12 protein-coding genes are annotated in these 19806 nt (G+C 59.4%); 5 read left to right on the top strand and 7 right to left on the bottom strand.

Annotated elements, in window-relative coordinates; translation table 11 throughout:
• Positions 1 to 110 precede the first annotated feature (110 nt).
• Positions 111 to 2780 (top strand): excinuclease ABC subunit UvrA, encoded by a 2670-nt coding sequence (locus tag AACY31_RS06470; protein ID WP_339504188.1) that lies wholly within the window; start codon positions 111 to 113, stop codon positions 2778 to 2780.
• 359 nt (positions 2781 to 3139) lie between these two features.
• Positions 3140 to 3868 (top strand): helix-turn-helix transcriptional regulator, encoded by a 729-nt coding sequence (locus tag AACY31_RS06465; RefSeq protein ID WP_339479220.1) that lies wholly within the window; start codon positions 3140 to 3142, stop codon positions 3866 to 3868.
• Between the two features lie 93 nt (positions 3869 to 3961).
• On the opposite strand, the gene AACY31_RS06460 is transcribed toward AACY31_RS06465, so the two are convergent.
• Positions 3962 to 4561: a LysE family translocator gene (locus AACY31_RS06460; protein WP_339479218.1), complete on the bottom strand. Its 600-nt coding sequence runs from the start codon at positions 4559 to 4561 to the stop codon at positions 3962 to 3964.
• Between the two features lie 645 nt (positions 4562 to 5206).
• Between AACY31_RS06460 and AACY31_RS06455 the strand changes: the two genes are divergently transcribed.
• Both AACY31_RS06455 and AACY31_RS06450 read left to right on the top strand, forming a co-directional pair.
• Positions 5207 to 5980 (top strand): acyl-homoserine-lactone synthase, encoded by a 774-nt coding sequence (locus AACY31_RS06455; protein WP_339479216.1) that lies wholly within the window; start codon positions 5207 to 5209, stop codon positions 5978 to 5980.
• 29 nt (positions 5981 to 6009) lie between these two features.
• On the top strand, positions 6010 to 6876 hold the full coding sequence (locus AACY31_RS06450; RefSeq protein ID WP_339479215.1) for a helix-turn-helix domain-containing protein: 867 nt from the start codon (positions 6010 to 6012) through the stop codon (positions 6874 to 6876).
• A 22-nt stretch (positions 6877 to 6898) separates the two neighbouring features.
• On the opposite strand, the gene AACY31_RS06445 is transcribed toward AACY31_RS06450, so the two are convergent.
• The 3 genes from AACY31_RS06445 to AACY31_RS06435 are packed head-to-tail and all read right to left on the bottom strand — an operon-like array spanning position 6899 to position 12515.
• Positions 6899 to 10018, bottom strand: coding sequence for an efflux RND transporter permease subunit (locus AACY31_RS06445; RefSeq protein ID WP_339493114.1), 3120 nt, complete (start codon positions 10016 to 10018; stop codon positions 6899 to 6901).
• Positions 10015 to 11064, bottom strand: coding sequence for an efflux RND transporter periplasmic adaptor subunit (locus tag AACY31_RS06440; protein WP_445261528.1), 1050 nt, complete (start codon positions 11062 to 11064; stop codon positions 10015 to 10017). Before AACY31_RS06440 ends, AACY31_RS06445 begins: the two co-directional genes overlap by 4 nt.
• 50 nt (positions 11065 to 11114) lie before the next feature.
• Complete coding sequence (locus AACY31_RS06435; protein ID WP_339504185.1) at positions 11115 to 12515, bottom strand: efflux transporter outer membrane subunit; 1401 nt, start codon at positions 12513 to 12515, stop codon at positions 11115 to 11117.
• A 323-nt stretch (positions 12516 to 12838) separates the two neighbouring features.
• Between AACY31_RS06435 and AACY31_RS06430 the strand changes: the two genes are divergently transcribed.
• Complete coding sequence (locus AACY31_RS06430; RefSeq protein WP_339479212.1) at positions 12839 to 14179, top strand: diaminobutyrate--2-oxoglutarate transaminase family protein; 1341 nt, start codon at positions 12839 to 12841, stop codon at positions 14177 to 14179.
• 92 nt (positions 14180 to 14271) lie between these two features.
• Here AACY31_RS06430 and AACY31_RS06425 read toward each other — a convergent pair whose 3' ends face one another.
• The 3 genes from AACY31_RS06425 to AACY31_RS06415 form a co-directional block, all read right to left on the bottom strand.
• Positions 14272 to 16233, bottom strand: a complete 1962-nt coding sequence (locus AACY31_RS06425; protein WP_339479211.1) for a MacB family efflux pump subunit — start codon at positions 16231 to 16233, stop codon at positions 14272 to 14274.
• Positions 16234 to 16235: 2 nt separating this feature from the next.
• Positions 16236 to 17387 (bottom strand): macrolide transporter subunit MacA, encoded by a 1152-nt coding sequence (gene macA / locus AACY31_RS06420; protein ID WP_339479209.1) that lies wholly within the window; start codon positions 17385 to 17387, stop codon positions 16236 to 16238.
• Positions 17388 to 17465: 78 nt separating this feature from the next.
• On the bottom strand, positions 17466 to 19806 hold a 2341-nt coding region (locus AACY31_RS06415; protein ID WP_339504183.1), incomplete at its 5' end, for a non-ribosomal peptide synthetase.

Genomic DNA, 19806 nt, shown 5'->3' with positions numbered 1-19806 from the left:
GAACCCGGTCGCATAATTGTCAGCGCTGTGATCCAGTCCACTCTGCCCACGCCATAATGCAGCGCCATAACGCCCTGAAGCGTTGCACCAACGTCCACAAGGAATGCCCGATGCCCCCACGCTCCGCCCCCGCTTCAACCGCTGACTTGGCACAAGCCACCGGTTTCGTCCGGGTGCGTGGCGCCCGCGAACACAACCTCAAGAATGTCGACGTTGACATCCCCCGCGATGCCCTAGTGGTGTTTACCGGTGTGTCGGGGTCTGGTAAGTCGTCGCTGGCCTTCTCTACGCTCTACGCTGAAGCCCAGCGTCGTTATTTCGAGTCCGTTGCGCCTTATGCGCGGCGCCTGATCGACCAGGTGGGCGTGCCGGACGTGGACAGCATCGAGGGCTTGCCGCCGGCAGTCGCCTTGCAGCAACAGCGCGGCACGCCCAGCGCACGCTCATCGGTAGGCAGCGTCACCACCCTGTCGAGCCTGATTCGCATGCTCTACTCCCGCGCCGGCAGCTACCCTGCCGACCAACCGATGCTCTATGCCGAGGATTTCTCGCCCAACACGCCACAGGGTGCCTGCCAGCAATGCCATGGCCTCGGCCGGGTCTATGAGGTGACCGAAGCGTCCATGGTGCCAGACCCGTCACTGACCATCCGCGAGCGCGCCGTGGCCGCCTGGCCCATGGCTTGGCAGGGCCAGAACCTGCGGGACATCCTGGTGACCCTGGGCTATGACGTCGACATCCCCTGGCGCGACCTGCCGAAGAAGCAACGGGACTGGATTCTCTTCACCGAACAAACCCCGACTGTTCCGGTATACGCCGGGCTCACCCCAGCCCAGACCCGTGCGGCTCTCAAACGCAAGCTCGAACCGAGTTACCAGGGCACGTTCAGCGGCGCCCGACGCTACCTGCTGCACACCTTCATGCACTCCCAAAGCGCGCAGATGCGCAAACGCGTGGCGCAATACATGCGCGCCAGTCCTTGCCCGGTGTGCGATGGCAAACGCCTCAAACGCCAGGCGTTGAGCGTGACCTTTGCCGGCCTGGACATCGCCGAGCTGTCGCACCTGCCGTTGCTTGAGCTGGCCGAAGTGCTCAAGCGTGTCCTGGCGCCCGACTATCTGGAACAGGCCGATGAAACGGGAGACGTCCTCAGCCACCGACAAACCCGAGAAGCCCGCGAGCAACGCGCCGCCAGGGGCGACAACCCGCACGCGGGTGGGCCCGACGCGCGCCACACGCCCAACCTCTCCCTGGAGAAACGCCTGGCCGCCCAACGCATCGCCGCTGAACTGCTGGAGCGGATCGTCACCCTGATCGACCTGGGCCTGGGCTACCTCGCCCTGGAGCGCAGCACGCCGACGCTTTCGTCCGGCGAACTGCAACGCCTGCGCCTGGCGACCCAGCTCAATTCCCAGCTATTCGGGGTGATCTACGTGCTGGACGAACCCTCCGCCGGCCTGCACCCAGCCGACAGCGAAGCGTTGTTTGGCGCCTTGCAACGCCTCAAGGCAGCGGGCAACTCGGTGTTTGTGGTCGAACATGACCTCGATACCATGCGTCGCGCCGACTGGCTCATCGACGTAGGCCCGGACGCCGGCGAACAAGGCGGAAAAGTCCTCTACAGCGGTCCGCCGGCAGGCCTTGGACAAGTGTCTGAATCACGAACCCGCGCCTATCTTTTTGACGAAGAACACACTGCGCCGCGCAGCCCACGTGCGCCGAGGGATTGGCTGCGCCTGGAAGGCATCACCCGCAACAACCTCGACAACTTGAGCGCGGCCTTCCCCTTGGGTTGCTTCACCGCCGTGACCGGCATCTCCGGCTCAGGCAAATCCAGCCTCGTCAGTCAGGCCCTGCTGGATCTGGTCGGCGTCCACCTGGGCCAGGCCAGCCCCAACGCCGAACCCGATGAGCAAAGCCTGGAAGACGAGCCCGTGCAAACCAGCGCTGGTCGCGTCACCGCCGGACTCGACGCGGTCAAGCGGCTGGTGCAGGTAGACCAGAAGCCCATCGGCCGCACCCCGCGCTCCAACCTCGCCACCTACACCGGGCTGTTCGATCACGTGCGCAAACTGTTCGCCGCGACAGAGCAGGCGCAGGCACTGGGATTCGATGCCGGGCGATTTTCCTTCAATGTCGCCAAGGGCCGTTGCGAGACCTGCGAAGGCGAAGGCTTTGTCAGCGTTGAATTGTTGTTCATGCCCAGCGTGTACGCCCCCTGCCCCACCTGCCACGGCGCGCGCTATAACCCGCAGACCCTGGCGGTGAGCTGGCAAGGCCTGGATATTTCCCAGGTGCTGCAACTGACCGTAGACCAGGCGCTTGAGGTGTTTGTCGAGCAAGCGGCGGCCAGGCGCTCATTGCAGGTGCTGCAGGATATCGGGTTGGGCTACTTGCGCCTGGGCCAACCGGCTACGGAACTGTCCGGCGGCGAAGCCCAGCGGATCAAGCTGGCGACAGAACTGCAGCGCAAGACCCGGGGAATGACGTTGTATGTGCTGGACGAACCGACCAATGGCTTGCATCCCCAGGACGTGGATCGCTTGCTGGTGCAGTTGAATCGCTTGGTGGAAGAAGGTCATACGGTGGTTGTGGTGGAGCATGACATGCGGGTGGTGGCGCAGAGCGACTGGGTCATCGATATCGGCCCGGGGGCTGGAACCCAGGGCGGAAACGTGGTGGTTTGCGGGGCCCCTAAAACCGTGGCGAAATGCCAGACGAGTCGAACGGCAGCGTTCTTGAAAAGGCTTTTGCAGCGTGACGATCAAAAGGATTCTTAATGTTTCCCGCTGTTACGAAAAAGCTGTCTATACTGCCCTCCAGTTAATCGTTTCAGTAGTCGAAATTAACTACAACCTCAGGGTAAAGGCTGAGGTTGCCAGGCAAGGATGCAAAATGACATCACCCCAGTTGAGAGAACAACAATTACACAGCGGGATGAAAGGTTATGATCGCGCTCTGAAGCGAACCCCGATGAAACGCAGGCCCCCACCCGAGACGCCTACGACAGCGGCCCCAAACCAATATGGGGCGGTTGATGCCAGCGCTGTAAAACTTCCCTCCTCCGCTTGGCGAATATCAAGGTGAAACCTCTGACTACATAAAGGTATTCACATTAATATTTTCGAGCGCATCCATTATGCTCAAACACATCTCCAGCCACCTGCTCAGTTTAATTCTAGAGGTGGAGAATAATATTCCAGGAAAAAGCCAACACGAGTACACCGAGATATTGGGTTGGACGTTCTCGAAGCTAGGGCTTGAAAAATTTGCTTATGTTCACCTGGAACCCATGCCCTTCGATAACTGCAAAGTATCCATCCACAGCAATTATCCCGCCGAATGGGTGGAAACCTACCGCAAGAACTCACTTCACAAATCAGACCCGGTCATGGCCAATACAGCCATTACCGCCACGCCGTTTTTCTGGAATGAAATCCCACAAAAAATAGACAATAATCCGGAAATATTTGATCAATCCGCGCCCTATGGCATCAAGCAAGGATTCACCATTCCGATTCATGAACCGGGCCGATCATTCGGCTCTATTCATTTATCTTCGGAAGAAAATGATCCCGATTTCCCGACCATTGTCCGTGAGAACATGGTGATCATTCAAACGCTCAGCATTATCGCCAATCAACACCGCCCGATTGAAACGGGCGTAGAGCACAACCTCAAACTATCGTCCAGGGAAACTGAATTCCTGCGCTGGCTGGCGCTTGGGAAAAACTATAAGGAAATCGGCCTGATCATGAACATCACTGAGCGAACAGTGAAGTTTCACGCCAAACATATGACTGAAAAAATGGAGTGTACCAATGTCAAACAAGCCATGTTCAAAGCGGCGCAGCTGAACCTTATCTAAAAACGCCTTGCGCTGGATCGTAACTACCTGCATAGCCGCGGCGGCGATTCAATTATTCGAATCCACCCCCTCAAGCGCAACATCAGAACACAGTCAGGCAAAATTCACCTGGGATGCGATATTGAAAAGCATGCCGCAAGCGAACAACCCAATCACCAAAGAAATGGCGCGATTCAAAAATCGCCCAGACACAATTGCGTGAAATTTCCGGCTACAAAAAGCGCCCGTCGCGATCCACACAAGCCCCACCGGAAAGATAATCCCTGTAAATAGCAGAATGAATGACAGCCAGTTGTCCAGCGCCAGGAATGTGCCTGCTGGCGCAACGAAGGAAACAAAAAACAATCCTTTGGGATTGGTCAGCGTTGCAACAAACAGAAGCGGAACGGTAATCCCCGGTGCTGCACCAGACGCATTGTCTTTTACCGAAAACCAAAGCTTCAAGGAAATATAAAACAAAAAGCATACGGCAAAAATCTTGGTCGCGATCACCACCCACGAGTGATCAGTCATTAACAAGTCAATGAATACCCCCCACAGCGTCATCTGAATAACGTATGCCAACCACTCGGCTGCGACAAAACGCATTGAGAGCGTACTGAGCCCCCTACTTATACCGGCTTGCAACAAGAGTGAGTTCGTTGGCCCCGGCACCATCAATACGGTCAACAACGAGAGCGCAATATAATTCATAGCATCCATCCATAGCAGAAGCCTATACGGCTAACTTTGAGGGTCTGACCAATCCATCATCTTTCTACATGACATCAAGCATGAGTCACATGAGGCTCGTTTCGGGCCTTATTTGGAAAACTCCAAGTTATACGAGGTCATACAACACGCTTAATAGAGCAATAAGACTAGACCGACATCAATGTGCCACATACCAATCCTCACTCGTCGATAGATATCCTTTGAGCTCACAGGCAACAAGTCACCCCGTGAACGAAAGGCAGCGCGTTCGTCACTAGATGACGCGTTGATGACAATCATCGGGCCAGTCTCAGCAATCGCCATTTTTTTGACCCAATAACTATCAAACAGTTACGAACTTAGTTTTGTATCAGTCAATAAAACAACACATGAATTCTGTTTCATCACACCCGACATTACTTGAGCAACAGCAACTAGCCGCTATGCCAACCCTGCACTTTTTTGATCCACTGCGATACAAGCCCGCAACTAAATAGCACCTCCAATGACTATAAGGCCATCGCAGAAGCCGACCTACTAAATTAGGCTGCGCACTCTACAAGTCAAAGACTGTACTTTAGGACAGTTGAAATACCTTAATGCAACGTTAACAGTAGCTTCACCTGCAGCCAAAAAGTCGCACTCATGAACTACTTCCCCCACACCTATGGATTTTCCGGCGTATACACCAGCATCGTAAGCCACTCAAAAATCCCACTCAAAATCCTCGAACAAATATTATCCATTCGCAAACTTGCCTTTATCGACCGAAAGAAGTGGGACATTGAAAGCTATCAAGGCAGCAACTATGAGTGGGATGAATACGACGACCCCGACGCGATCTATATCTACACCCATCAAAATGGCCGAGTCACAGGCTGTGTTCGACTACGCCCCTCCAATAAACCCACGCTGATGAGTGGCCCCTTGAGCTTTATCCTTCCAGCCGAAGAAGCCAGACCTCGTCTGGACAAATGTTGGGAGGCCACAAGATTTGCACTTTCAGCCAACAACTTCGCCACAGGACAACTAACTCAAGCCAATGTAGACATTCGCACAGCGGCACTTTTTTTGTCAATGATTAAGTTTGCCCAACAACAAAAAATACACACTTATGAAATTGTCGTTGACACCCTGATGGAAAAAATCCTGAAGCGTGCCGGATGGACAGTTGAACGACTCAATACAGCCTTAGGTTCGAAAGGAGAGAAGATCATCTATGGCGCATTGCCTTGTACACTCAAAACTTATGAAGAGGTCCTTAACAAGAATGCAATCAACAGCACCATCGTATTTAATCAAGCCCTGATACCCCACCACTCGTCGGATACACTTCAGATATCCAGGACCATCGCCCAGACACTCCCAGACCGAAACATTCCAGCAAAGACACGCATGCACACTGAACTGCAGCTATAATCAAATACTTGGATGATTTTGGAGAAAGGATGAACCTGCAACGATTATTCCCGCACGTTGGCAAAGTTATTGCCAGTACAGGTAGCCGCAATTTCCCTCGTCTGTTGCACGACCTGATACTCACGGAAATTCCCGTGGACGCAACACACATTACCGAGCAACGGATCGGCACAAGTAACATGTCAGAACCAAGCACCTCCAGCATCGGCTGCGTCGGTATGGACAACGCCTGCATCGATGCCCTCATGGACACTCATACCGCCAAGCCTTTTTTCCTGGCGGACGACATTCTCTTTGAAGACGCAGCAGCGCAAAAAATACCCAACTTTTCCCGATGCCTGCTGACCTGCGAGCGTTCGGAAAAAGCGCCTGGTCACAACGCAACGTCGCAGTTACACCTGACCACCCGAAAGAATGGTCGTCGTTATGTGCTGTCCATATATCGATCGCCTCTTTCAAAGGGATTTTCCGCTCAGGAACATGCACTGCTAAAAGACTTTTCCTGTCTTTTATTGCCCATGGTCGAAGAACATGTAGCCGCCCTTATTTCACCGGAACCCACTCGGCAGGACCCTTTCCTGACATTGGACGCGTCGGAAAACGGTGGCATGGAAGCGCTGCGCCAAAGGTTCGCTGATCGACTGCTTTTATCGGGATTGAGTTTGTCCTCTCGTGAAACGGAAGTGTGCGTCGGTCTGCTCGCCGGGCGCACAGCTCCCGAACTTGCTGAACAACTGAACCTGAAAGTCAATACGGTCGAAAGTTATCTGAAGCGCGCCGCTATCAAGATGGGCATTGGCGGGCGTCGTTCGCTGATCCGTTGGATGCATTCGATGGATGCCACACCGGCTCACATGGAATGGAATGACAGTACCGCGATTCAACAAGCCGTATAACCTACCCCCAACGATTGCTCGTTCATTGACCGAATCGAGTACTTGTTGGGGGAATACTGTTTTGCCCCTCAGCCTCCCCTGCCGCGCCAGCTTCCACTGGCGTTCGAGTGCGACGCTTCAACCCTTCCAACGCATCGTCCACGTAAGTAAAAATCACCGGCACCACCAATAGGCTCAACAGCGTCGACGTCAGTAACCCCCCCATGACCACCACCGCCATCGGTTGTCTGAAGCTTGGATCCTCGCCCATGCCCATTGCCGTCGGCAACATCCCGGCGCCCATCGCAATGGTGGTCATCAGGATCGGACGGGCACGCTTGTGGCAAGCATCCACCAGGGCATCGTATCGACCCAGGCCATAATCGCGGCGAGCCATGATGGCGTACTCCACCAACAGAATGGAGTTCTTGGTCACGATGCCCATCAACATCAACAAGCCAATGACCGATGGCAGGGAAAAACTGAAGTTGCACACCAGCAAGGCCAGTAAAGCGCCCCCCAGCGACAGCGGCAGTGCCGACAGAATGGTGGCCGGTTGCAAGAAGTCGTGAAACAACAACACCAGGACCGAATAAATACAGAACACGCCGATGGCCATGGCCAGGCCGAAGCTGGCGAACAACTCCGTCATCAATTGCAGTTCGCCTTGCTCCACAACTTTCACTTCGGCTGGTAAGTTGCGCATCACCGGCAGTTGGCGGGCCTCGCCCATGACCTCACCCAGGTTACGACCGTTGAGTTCGATAGACAGGGTGACATTGCGCAGGCGGTCCAGTCGGCTGATTTGCGCCGGCCCGCTGCCCATGCTGATATCCCCCAACGAGGCCAGGGCGACCTGACCGTCTCGACCGGTTACCCGCAATTGGCTGATCGCCTGCAAGTCGTCGCGCAACAGCGAGTCCATGCGCACCCGCACGTCTACCTGGCGCTGGGACAAATTGATCTTGCCCAGTTGCGAGGAATATTCGCCATAAGTCGCCATGCGCAAGGTATCCGCGATGTCTTGACTGGTAATGCCCAGTTCCGCTGCCCGGGCAAAATCCGGTCGCATCTGGATTTCCGGTCGTTGCAAGGCGCTGCTGGACGAGACATTGCCGATCCCGCGCAACTCACGCAACTGAGGCTCAAGGGCACTAGCCGTACGCTCTAGCAGATCACCGTCGTCACTGGCAAGCACGATATTGAGCTTCTCTCCGCTGCCATCGCCGCCAACGTTGATGCGTACCCCCGGGAGTGTGCGCAGCACCTGGCGCATCTGCGCTTCGACCGCCACCTGCTTGCGCTCACGCTCGTCCCGGGGCGCCAGTTCCACCGTCAGGACCGCATCGCCGGCGCCGGTGATATCGGCGGGCCCGGCGCCCGAGTTGCTGGCGGTCCCCACCGAGCTGAACACATGCGTGACGTCGGGTAGCTCGCGCAGCCGTTCGCTGGCCTGCAAGGCCATCGCGGTGGTGTGTTCCAGCGTCGTTCCCGGTGGCAACTCCAATGTGATTTTGCTGCGCCCGGTGTCCTGCGCTGGCAGGAAGCTGGTGGGCAACGACGGGACCAACGCCAGAGCACCGACGAAGCACAGGCCGGCCAGGCACATCGTCGTCTTGCGCCGGGTCAGGCTGGCGTGGATCCAGCCCAGGTAGCGGGTCATCAAAGGGCTGTCTTGGTCGGTTTCATTTTTTGCCTTGAGAAAATAAGCCGCCATCATCGGCGTCAGCAGTCGCGCCACCAGCAGTGAAAACAACAGCGCAACCGACGCCGTCACACCGAACTGGCGGAACAGTTTCCCGGCGATGCCCCCCATGAACGCAGTGGGCAGGAACACCGCGACCAAGGTGACCGTCGTGGCGAGCACCGCCAGGCCGATTTCATCCGCCGCCTCGGTGGCGGCTTGAAGCGGGGTCTTGCCCCTGCGCAAATGTCGCGCGATGTTCTCGATCTCGACGATGGCATCGTCCACCAGCACGCCGATGACCAGCGCCAGGGCCAGCAGGGAAACGGCATTGAGGGTAAAACCGGCCAGGTACATCACCCCGAAGGTGGGGATGATCGACAGCGGCAGTGCCGTGGCGACGATAAGCGTGGCGCGCCAATCCCGCAGGAACCACCAGACCACCAACACCGCCAGCAGCATGCCTTCGTAAAGCAAATTCATCGAGTCGTGATAATTGGCGAGCACGGCCTTGACCGTGTCACTGGCTTCAACGATCTGCACGTTGGGATGCTGTTTCTCAAACGCGCTCATGGCCTTGCGCACGTCGTTGGCGACGCCGACATCGGAGAATCCCAGGGAGCGGGTGACCTGGAAACCGATCACCGGCCTGCCATCGTGAAACGCCCGGGTGCTGCGTTCGGCGTGGCTGTCACGAATGTCGGCCAACTGACCCAGGGCAAGCAGGCGGCCATCGCCGCTGGGAATGTCGATCGCACCGAGAGCTGCCGGATCGTCGATGGCGCCCAAGGTGCGCATGGCTTGCTGGCCGCTGCCCAAGTTGCCCTGGCCACCGGAGTTGTCTTTTTGCATGGCCCGCAACTGGTTGGCGACGTCCGTGACGCTAATGCCCAGGCCCGCCATCAGCGCTGGATCGAGATTGACTTGGACTTCCCGGTCGACACCGCCCATGCGCGCAATCATCGCCACCCCGGGCACCGCCAACAGCTGTTTGCTCAACTCATTGTCGACGAACCAGGACAAGGCTTCTTCATCCAGGTTGTCGGAGTCGATGACATAAGTGAGCAACGCCGAGGCACTGGTGGTCAACCGGGAAACCGACGGTGTGTCGAGGCTCGCCGGCAGTTGCGCCATGGCGCTGTCGACCGCGTTGCGCACCTCGTTGAGCGCCTCGTTGCCATCCTTGTCGATGTCAAAACTGACGCTGATGTTGACGGCACCGTCGGTAATGGTCGTCGTCACGTGTTTGAGCAGGCGCAGGGACGTCAACTTGTCCTCGATCTTGCGCGCCACTTCCGTTTCCAGTTGCTCCGGGGCCGCGCCTTCCAGTGAGGCGCTGATCACCACCACCGGCAGATCCATGTCCGGAAAGTCCTGGATGGCGAGCTTTTCAAAACCCGACAAACCAAAAAGTGTCAGCAGAATGAACAGCATGACAGCCGGGACCGGGTGGCGGATCGACAAGGCTGAAATGTTCATGGTTGGGCGACCTGGGATTGAACGAGGGTCACACTCGCACCATCGTTGAGGAACGCACCGCCGGCGCGCACGATGCGCGCAGGTTCATCGAGACCGCTGAGGATTTCCACGGCCTGATGCATGCGCCGACCGATCACCACCGCTCGCTGGACCACATGCATGTCGTCATTAAGCGTGAACACATAGGAACGCCCGTCCCGCAGGATGACGGCCGTATCCGGTACCGTGATGGCCTCGCGCGGCGCCAATTCGATCTGGCCGCTGGCATACATGCCGGCCTGGGCGGCGCTGTCGGTTGGCAGGGAGACGTAGATCAGCCCCCGGCTGGTCTTGGTATTCAACGTGGGCGATACCAGTCGCACGCGCCCTTCCAGGATCTGGCCGTCGGGCAATGTCATACGGGCGACCTGGCCAGGCTGCACTTGGGCCAGCTGGCGGGCATCCAGCTCGGCCTGCCATTCGATGCGGCCGTCGCGCACCATGCGAAACAACTCGTCGCCGGCAGAGAGCACCTTGCCAAGCAACGCCGTGCGCGCCGAAATGACGCCATCGTCCACCGCGACGACACGGGTCTGTCCGAGTCTGATCCGCGTGCTCTGTAATTCAGCACGGGCGCTGGCGAGGTCAGCCTCGGCGAGCGCGACCTTGATTCGGTAGTCTTCGCGCTGTTGCTCCGATAATGCCCCGCCCTGTCCGACGACCCGGGCACGACGATCATTGGAACGGGCCTGTTCCAGGTTGGCATCAGCCTGAGCGACGAGCGCCTTCTGTTTATTTTCCTCGGCAACCACCGTTTCGCTGGCCAGCGTGGCGAGCAATTGACCTTTCTTCACCCGGCTGCCCACATCGGCCTCAATGCTGGCGATGCGCAGGTTACTGGTCTCGGCATTGATGACGGCCTCCTGCCAGGGGGCGAGCGCGCCATTGGCAAACAACAATTGCGGCCAGATCTGGCGTTGCGCCTGAACGACTTCCACGCTCAAGCTGCTGACCCGGGGGGCGGCCTCGACCGGTTCAGCGCCTCGACGAAAATAGATCAATGCCACCACGATCGCGCACACCACGATTGCCAGCGCGAATTTGCCCGGTCTCGACCTCACGCGCCGTCTCCGCCCAACGCCCGGTTCCGCGCCAGGGGCTGATCGGCTTGCCAGCCACCTCCCAGCGCCTTGTACAGGGCGATCCAGTAACGCACTTGATTTTGCTGCAAGGTGATCAATTCAATCTCGGCAGTCAGCGCCTGGCGGCGTGCGGTTTCTCGGTCGAGCAGGCTGACGTTACCGGCCTGCCAGCTGCGATCGATGGCCTCGAAAGACTCCCTGAAACCCGCAGTGGACCGCTCCACATCCGACTCCCGGCGACGTGCCGCATCGAGGCGCACCAGGGCCTGCTCCACCTCCATCACACCGGTTCGCAGCGTTTGGCGATAGACCGCCAGGGCTGCGTCATACGTGGCTTTGGCACCCTCCGCCGCCGCGCGACGCTTGCCACCGTCGAACAGCGGAATCGACAGCACCGGGCCCAGCGACCAGGAGCGGTTGCGCTGGCCCACCATGGTACCCACGGAAATCGTCCCGGAAAGACTCAGGCTCGGCAGACGATCCGCCTGGGCCACGCCGATCTCGGCATTCGCCGCTGCCAGCTCGCGTTCGCGGGAGGCGATGTCCGGGCGCTGGCGCAGCAAGTCGGCTGGAATCTGTTGCACGTTGAGTTCGGCCGGTTGCGGCAGTTGCGCCGGCGTGTGTCCGAGCACCTCCAGCAGTCGCCCCTCATCACTGCCTGTCAGCGCCACCAGGCTCTTGAGCAGCACCTGGCACTCACTCTGCTGCTGGACCAGCGTCGCGGCGCTGCTGGCTGCACTGGCATCGGCCAGCGCCGCGTCGGCGGAGGACGTGAAGCCGGCCCCGAACGACTGGCGCGTCATGCGCGCGGTGTCTTGTTGTGACTGGGCCTGGTCGCTGTAGGCCAGTACCAGCTTTTGGCAGCCCCGGTATTGCACGTAGTAATCACCGACCTGGGCCGCCAGCGAAACCCGCGCGTCATGCCAGTCGTCAACCCGTGCCTCGACGCGGGAGCTGGCTGCTTCATTGTTGCGACGCAACTTGCCGAACAGATCGAGTTCCCAGGCGGCATCCATCATTGCTGAGGAGCCTGAGCCCCCGAGACGCGTCGAACCCGTCTGCTGCCCGCCTCGGCCACCGGACACTCTGCCGTCGAACTTGGGCAAGGCATCGGCGGCGTCACTGTCGGCCGTCGCACGGGCCAGCGAGATATTCGCCCAAGCCTGATCCATGGACGGACTATCGGCTTCGGCTAGGCGCAACAGCTCGGCCAGCGCCGGGTCATCGAATTGCCGCCACCAGTCGGCCAACCCGGCGACGGACGCGCCATGGGGCACCGGCGCCTGCCACTTGGCAGCGATCGGGATGTCTGGCACCCGGTAGTCAGGGCCCAATACGCAGCCACTCAAGGCCACCGCACACAGCGTCACCAGCATTATGCTCTCTGGGGGCTTGAAGACATGCATAGCGTTCTCTAGGGGTGTCAAAGGTGAAAACAGCAAGGCACCCGGCACCGGCACCGCTCAGGGAGGTGGCAGATTATTCACGATGGCTTGATGAGGCTCATGTGGCAGATATTTAACCCCGCGCGCGCTCCGATGTCTGGCGTGGAAATTGGGGACAGCTGCCGGCTGGAAAACTCGCGATAACGTCGAGGGCCTGTTGAAATGAGCCCGACCTGCCCAGTAATGGCTGCACTTGCTGTCGAGCATGAATGGCCCCGCTCGGTTCACTCTCCATAGCCAATGGATGATCGAATATGGAAGCACTCACTTACCTCGAAAAAATCGAATCGAACGCACGCACCTATGCGCAGACTTTCCAGCGACTGTTCGTCAGCGGCAAGGGCATGCGTATCAAGGACGCCAGCGGCCAGGAATTCCTCGATTGCCTGTCAAACGCCGGGACACTGGCCCTCGGGCACAACCCGCCCGAAGTCCGGGATGCGGTGATGCGCTTCCTCGACAGCGACCACCTGCAGCAGGCACTGGACCTGGCCACGCCGGCCAAACACGTGTTCGTGCAGGAGCTGTTCTCGATGTTGCCGGCGAAAATGCGCGACACCAGCAAGATTCTCTTCTGCGGGCCCAGCGGTTCGGATGCCGTCGAGGCCGCCATCAAGTTGGCCCGTTACTACACCAAGCGCTCGCCACTGATGGCGTTCCACGGTGGCTACCACGGAATGACGGCCGGCGCGCTGTCGGCGATGGGCAAGCTGACGCCCAAGACCGGCGATGGCTTGATTGCCCAAGGCACGCACTTTCTGCCCTTCCCCTACAGATTTCGCTGCCCGTTCGGCACCAATGGTGAGCACACCGATCAACTGTCCATCGACTACATCCGCACCGTCCTATCGGACCCGGAAGGCGGCGTCGCCAAACCGGCGGCGGTCATTGTCGAGGTGGTGCAAGGCGAAGGCGGTTGCATCCCGGCCTCGGCCAACTGGCTGCGGGCCCTGCGGGAAATCACCCTCGAACAGGACATCTTGCTGATCGTCGACGAAGTCCAGACCGGCCTGGGCCGCACCGGCAGCACATTCGCCATCGAGCACGCCGGCATCGTCCCCGACATCCTAGTGCTGTCCAAAGCCATCGGCGGTGGCTACCCACTGGCGGTGATCGTGTATGCCGAGCATCTGGATACCTGGGGGCCTGGCATGCATGCGGGCACCTTCCGCGGAAATCAGGTGGCGATGGTGGCCGGCGCGGCCACCATGCAGCAAATCAGGAAAGACCATCTCGTCGCTCATGCCGCCCGGATGGGTGAACGACTGGAGAGCGGCCTGCAGGACATCGCGCAGCGTTTTCCATTCATTGGCGACATCCGCGGTCGCGGGTTGATGATCGGCGTGGAAATCACCCAGCCTGCAGACAACCCGCGCACCGGCCAGGCTGACGGCGCCCGTGCACACGCCATCAAGCTCAACTGTTTTGACAACGGCTTGATAATGGAAACCGGCGGGCGCCATGGCGCAGTGCTCAGGTTCCTGCCACCCCTGACCATCACAGAGACCGAGGTCGGCATGGTGCTGGAGCGTTTCGAACAGGCGGTGAGGAAAGTGGCTGAAGCTCGCCCGCATGCGGCACGCGTAGCGGTATAAAGGAGCCAGGCACAACCTATGGGGTATATGGCCAGGGAGCTTGCTCCCTGGCCACAGAGATCTATGCCAGGCTTCAAGCCTGGCGGGCCGACTCAATCCCTTGCCAATGCATTGATCGGATCGAGCCGCGCGGCATTGCGCGCGGGCACGAAGCCGAACACGATTCCGATCAGGGTCGAACAGACGACAGCAGTGACGATCGATCCCATCGAGAACACCATCTGCCATTCCTTGACGAAGATCGAAAAGACGTAGCCGATACCAAACGACAGGGCGATTCCAATCATCCCGCCCATCAGACACACCATCACCGCCTCCACCAGGAACTGCTGGCGGATGTCGGACTGGCGTGCGCCGACGGCCATGCGGATACCGATTTCGCGGGTACGCTCGGTCACCGAGACCAGCATGATGTTCATCACACCGATGCCACCGACCACCAGCGAGATGATCGCAATCAACGAGAGCAACAGCGCCAGGGACTGACTGGTTTTCTGCACCGTCTGCAGCACGCTGTCGAGGTTGTAGGTGAAAAAGTCCTTGATACCATGGCGTTGGGTCAGGAGCTTGACGACGTTGTCTTCCACGACCTTGCTCGGTTGACCATCCTTTATCCGCACCGTAACGCTGTCCAGGAAGCGCTGGCCCAGCAACCGGCCGGCCGCCGTCTCATAGGGCATCCATACGTTCAGGTTCTTGTTGGTATTGAATACGCTTTTACGATCTTCGGTCACGCCGATGACCGTGCAAGGCAGGTTGTTGATGAGAATCACCTTGCCCAGCGGATCGGTATTCGGGCCAAACAGTCGCTGGCGGGTGTTATGGTCGATCACCACCACTTGTGACTGCCGTCGGGCATCGTCCTTGCTGAACGCGACGCCTGCGCCGATCTTGATCCCGCGCACCTGGAAATAGCTCTCGCTGACACCGTTGACGGTCGCGTTGACGTCGATGTTTTCAAAGCGCAATAGCAGATTGCGGCCAACGTTGGGGGTCGCGCTGTCGATGTAATACTGATCGCTCAGGGCCGTGACGTCGGACAACACCAGGGTTTCGATCGCGGTCGAGCGACTGTCCCCCCAGTCAGCCCCCGGCATGATCTCGATCGTATTGCTGCCAATCGCCTGGATGTCCTTCAGGACATACTCCTTGACCCCTTCGCCGATGGCCACGATCGAAACCACCGAGGTGATGCCGATGATGATGCCCAACATGGTCAACAGGGTACGCATGCGATGGGAAATCAGCGCCACCCAGGCCATGTTGAACGCTTCGCTGAACAGGCCGAAGCTGGCGAGCAGGCTGTTCGCCGGCTTGACCTTGGGCGGGCGTGTGCCTTGTGGCGCCTGGTCCTCCAGCGGTTGCTGCGGATTGGGCCGATCACTGACAATCTCGCCGTCGCGGATCTCGATGATGCGCTGGGCATGGGCGGCCACTTTTTCATCGTGGGTCACGATGATAACTGTGTGCCCCGCCCGGTTGAGTTCCAGCAGGATCTTCATCACCTCCTTGCCACTGGTGGTGTCCAACGCACCCGTAGGTTCGTCTGCCAGAATGATATCGCCGCCGTTCATCAGGGCCCGGGCGATACTCACCCGTTGCTGCTGGCCACCCGAGAGCTGGCTGGGCCGATTGCTCAAGTGCCCCACCAACCCCAGGCGTTTCAACAACTCCCCGGCACGGCTGTGCCGTTGCGACTCGGCGGCACCGGCATAGATCGCCGGCATCTCGACGTTGTGCAAGGCGCTCAGGTGCGGCAACAAATGGTAGCGCTGAAAAATGAAACCAAAGTGATCACGGCGCAACACCGCCAGTTCCTGGTCGTTCATCGAACCGGTTTCGCGCCCGTCCACCTTGTAGCTTCCGGCGCTCGGATGGTCGAGGCAGCCAAGCACGTTCATCAAGGTCGACTTGCCGGAACCGGACGCCCCGGTGATCGCAACCACCTCGCCGGCATTAATCGTCAGGTTGATGTCCTTGAGGGCGATAAAAGCCTTTTCGCCGGCGAGGAAACTGCGGGTAATGCCCTTGAGTTCCAGCAATGGTTGGGTCATGGTCAGGCTCCCGCCACGGCCGGGGTCGGCTCACCAATGACAACCTTGTCACCTTCGGCCAGGCCATCCTTGATCTCGACCCTGACGTTATTGTTGATGCCCAGGCGCACGTTACGCGGCTGGGCCTTGCCTTCGGCATCCAGCACACGCACCACGTAGCTGCCATCCTGGTTTTTCCCACCCAGGGCGGCGACGGGAACCGTCAACACGTCCTTGGCCTTGTCCAGGACGATACGGACCTGGGCCGTCATCGAAATGCGCAGGCGATGATCAGGGTTCGGCACGTCGAAGAGGCCGTTGTAGAACACTGCGGTATTTTGCTTCGGTGTCCCGGCAGCTTGGGTCTCGAGGAAGTTCTGCGGCGCCGGTTCAGTGCCGCGCAGCTTGGCGTAATACCGTTTTTCCGATTCGCCCAGGATGGTGAAATACACTTCTTGGCCCGGCACGATGTGAATCACATCGGCTTCCGACACTTGCGCCTTGACCGTCATGGTGTCGAGGTCGGCGAGCTTGAGCAGGACCGGCGCCAGTTGCTCGGCGATCACGGTCTGGCCTTCCTGCGTCACGATCCCCACCACATAACCATCGATCGGCGCGACGATGTGGGTGTAGGCCAGATTGACCCGCGCGGTTTCCACCTGGATGCGGGCGTCCTTGATCTGGGCATTGAGGGACAGCAGGTTTGCCTCTTCCACCCTGTAGTTGGACTCGGCGGTCTCGTACTCCTGCTTGGAGATGGCATCGTCCGGTTGCAGTTTTTTGTAGCGATCATAGGTGGCCTTGGCGTCCTTGAGTTGCGCCGCCGTGGCCTGCCGCTTGGCCACCAGGTTCTCTTCGTTGACCAGGGCCTGGCGCAGTGAGTTCTGCGCCAGCATCGGGTCGATTTCCGCCAGCCACTGGCCCTTCTTGACCTTGTCGCCCAACTTGACCTTGAGCGATTTCAGTTGGCCCGACACCTGGGCACCGACGTCGACTTGCTTGACGCCCTCGAGCGTGCCGGACGCCAGCACCGCGTTCTCGATGTCTGTGCGTTCGACCGCAGCGGTCAGATACTCCGGCGGTTTGCCCGGCGATTGCGCGCTGTAGAAAATCAGACCAGCCACCACGACCAGTACGAGCACGATAGCGATTTTGCGAAACTTCGACTTTTCCATAAATAACCATGAGTGCGTTGATTTCAGAACCGACCAGCGTGGCGCCGGGTTCCGTGGATGCGTGTCAAGGAAGGACAGTCATACGCAATCACTGGCAGCCTCCTCGTCGAGCATGGGGAGGCCGTCCTGCCACCAGGCTGCCAGGTTGTGTACGTAAGGGGCCTTGAGGATCGTGAAGTGGTTGCCCGGACCGTACCAGATACTGAGGTCAGGGATATGCTTGCGCCATCCTTCGATCATTTGTTCCTGTTCACGCTTGTTACCAGCCGTGTCCAGGGTCGGATCATTGGCCAGCACCAACCGCACCGGCCCGGTGTAGCGATGTTGCGGCTGATAAACCGTGCGCAGGGCCGTACCGAAAGCCCGCGCCGGACCGCGCATCGAATCCACCGCCGAACGCTGCGGTAGCATGCCGGCCCGAACCATGCCGGCATGCAGCAAGCGCATCTGCACGGTATCGTCCTGGGTTCCGAAAACCGTGGTATCGATACCCAGGGACTTGCCGGAGGCCAACTGCATCGCCTCGATCAGCCGATTAAGCACCCCCGTCGCGGTATAGGGCTTGCCCACCACCCCGTTGCCGCCCGGGGACTCGCTGTCGATCAGCGTCAACGAAGCCACCTTGCGACCGCGAGCATGCAGGCGGGCCGCCATCTCGAACACGATCCAGCCGCCGAAGGAATGCCCCAGCAGATGCACCGGCCCCTCCGGCTGCACCTTATCGATCGCTTCGAGATACGCCTGGGCAGCGGTTTCCACGAGGCTGAAAGGTTCTGTGCTGCCGTCCAGTCCACGGTGTTGCAAACCATGGATAGGCCATTCCGGACCGAAGGCATCGGTCAGCCCGATGAAACCGGTCACGCTGTCGCCAGCTCCCGGAACACAGAAGATCGGTGCCCGGTCGGCGCGTCCGCCCTGAATCGTCAGCAGCGGCTGGTAACGGTTCCTCGGCGAAGGTGCCGGACGTGCGGCGGCAGTACCCAGTGCAATGGTGATGGCTTGGCCCAATGCCTCGACCCGCGGGGCCTGCATCATCGTCTGGTGGTTGCCCGGCACCTTGACGCAGTGCATCTGCGTCTTGGGCAGGACAGCGTCCCAACCCAGGTAGCCGGAATGTTCAGGCGCGTCGTCTTTGCGCTCCTCGGCAATCAGCAGGTGGACCGGCACGGAGATCGGATAGACCGAGTAATGGGCCAACGCATGACCGTGGGCGACCTCGCGATCCAGGTACTGCCAGAGCTGGGCCACGCTATACTCCGCCAGCTCAGGCGGGAGAAGGCCTTCGTCGTAACAGTGTTGCACCAGGCCTTCGAACGCGAAGTCGTTCAGTCGAGTCTGCAGGCGGGCCAGTTTTTCGAGCACCAAGGCGAGCTCCGCCTCCTTCAGGACACCGGCGTTCCAGAACACCTCGCAGCGGTCCAGCAAATGCCGTGCGTGGGCTTCACCCGGTGACCAGCGTTCCCTGCCCTGGTCCACCAGCCGTGGCAGGTAGCTGTCGATCAGGCCGAGGAACTCGACCTCTTCGTCCAGGCCAACGAGCTGGATGGCGATCTCGTAGGCCAGCACGCCGCCGAACGACCAGCCAGCCAAGCGATAAGGGCCCTGTGGCTGTACCGAGCGGATGACGCCCACCAACCGTGAGGCCAGGCACTCCATCGTCAGCAACTGCGGTTCGCCCCACGGGATGGCAGGCAGGCCATAGACTGGAATATCCGGATCGATGTGCTTGCCCAGCATCGGGAAGTAAAGATCCAGGCCGCTGAACTCATGCACCAGGAACAGCGGGTTCTGCTGGCCGGTGGTGCGCACCGGTATAAACGCCTCCTGCACCTGAATTTCGCTGGCACGGGTCTGCAGCCACAACGCCATGGACGCGACATTTTCGTGCTGGAACAACTCGGCCAGCGACACCGTCAAGTTGGCTTCGGCCAGCCGCCCCAGCAAACGAACCGCCAGCAGCGAATGCCCACCCAGTTCGAAGAAGTTGTCATGGCGACCGACCTGTTGCAGGCCCAGCACGTCTTGCCAGATCTGCGCGAGCACGGTTTCGAGCTCACCTTGCGGAGCCTCGTAGACACGGCTGAAGACAGAGGCCTGGTCCGGTGTTGGCAAGGCCTTGCGGTCGAGCTTGCCGTTGACGGTCAACGGCAAGGCATCGAGCCGCACGTAGGCCGCCGGCACCATGTAATCCGGCAATTGCCCCTGCAAATGAGTACGCAGCGTCTCGATGTGTGGCGCAACGTCCAGGTCCCGCGGCGTGAAGTACGCCACCAGTCGTTTCTCGCCCGGGGCGTCTTCGCGCACCAGCACCACGGCGTCCTTGACCGCGTCATGCTGTCCGAGCCGAGCTTCGATCTCGCCCAGTTCGATACGGAAACCGCGGATCTTCACCTGGTCGTCGTTGCGGCCCAGGTAATCC

This window comes from Pseudomonas sp. RL_105y_Pfl2_101 (assembly GCF_963970585.1).
GTDB lineage: Bacteria > Pseudomonadota > Gammaproteobacteria > Pseudomonadales > Pseudomonadaceae > Aquipseudomonas.
This window is presented reverse-complemented; position numbering and strand designations above follow the sequence as displayed.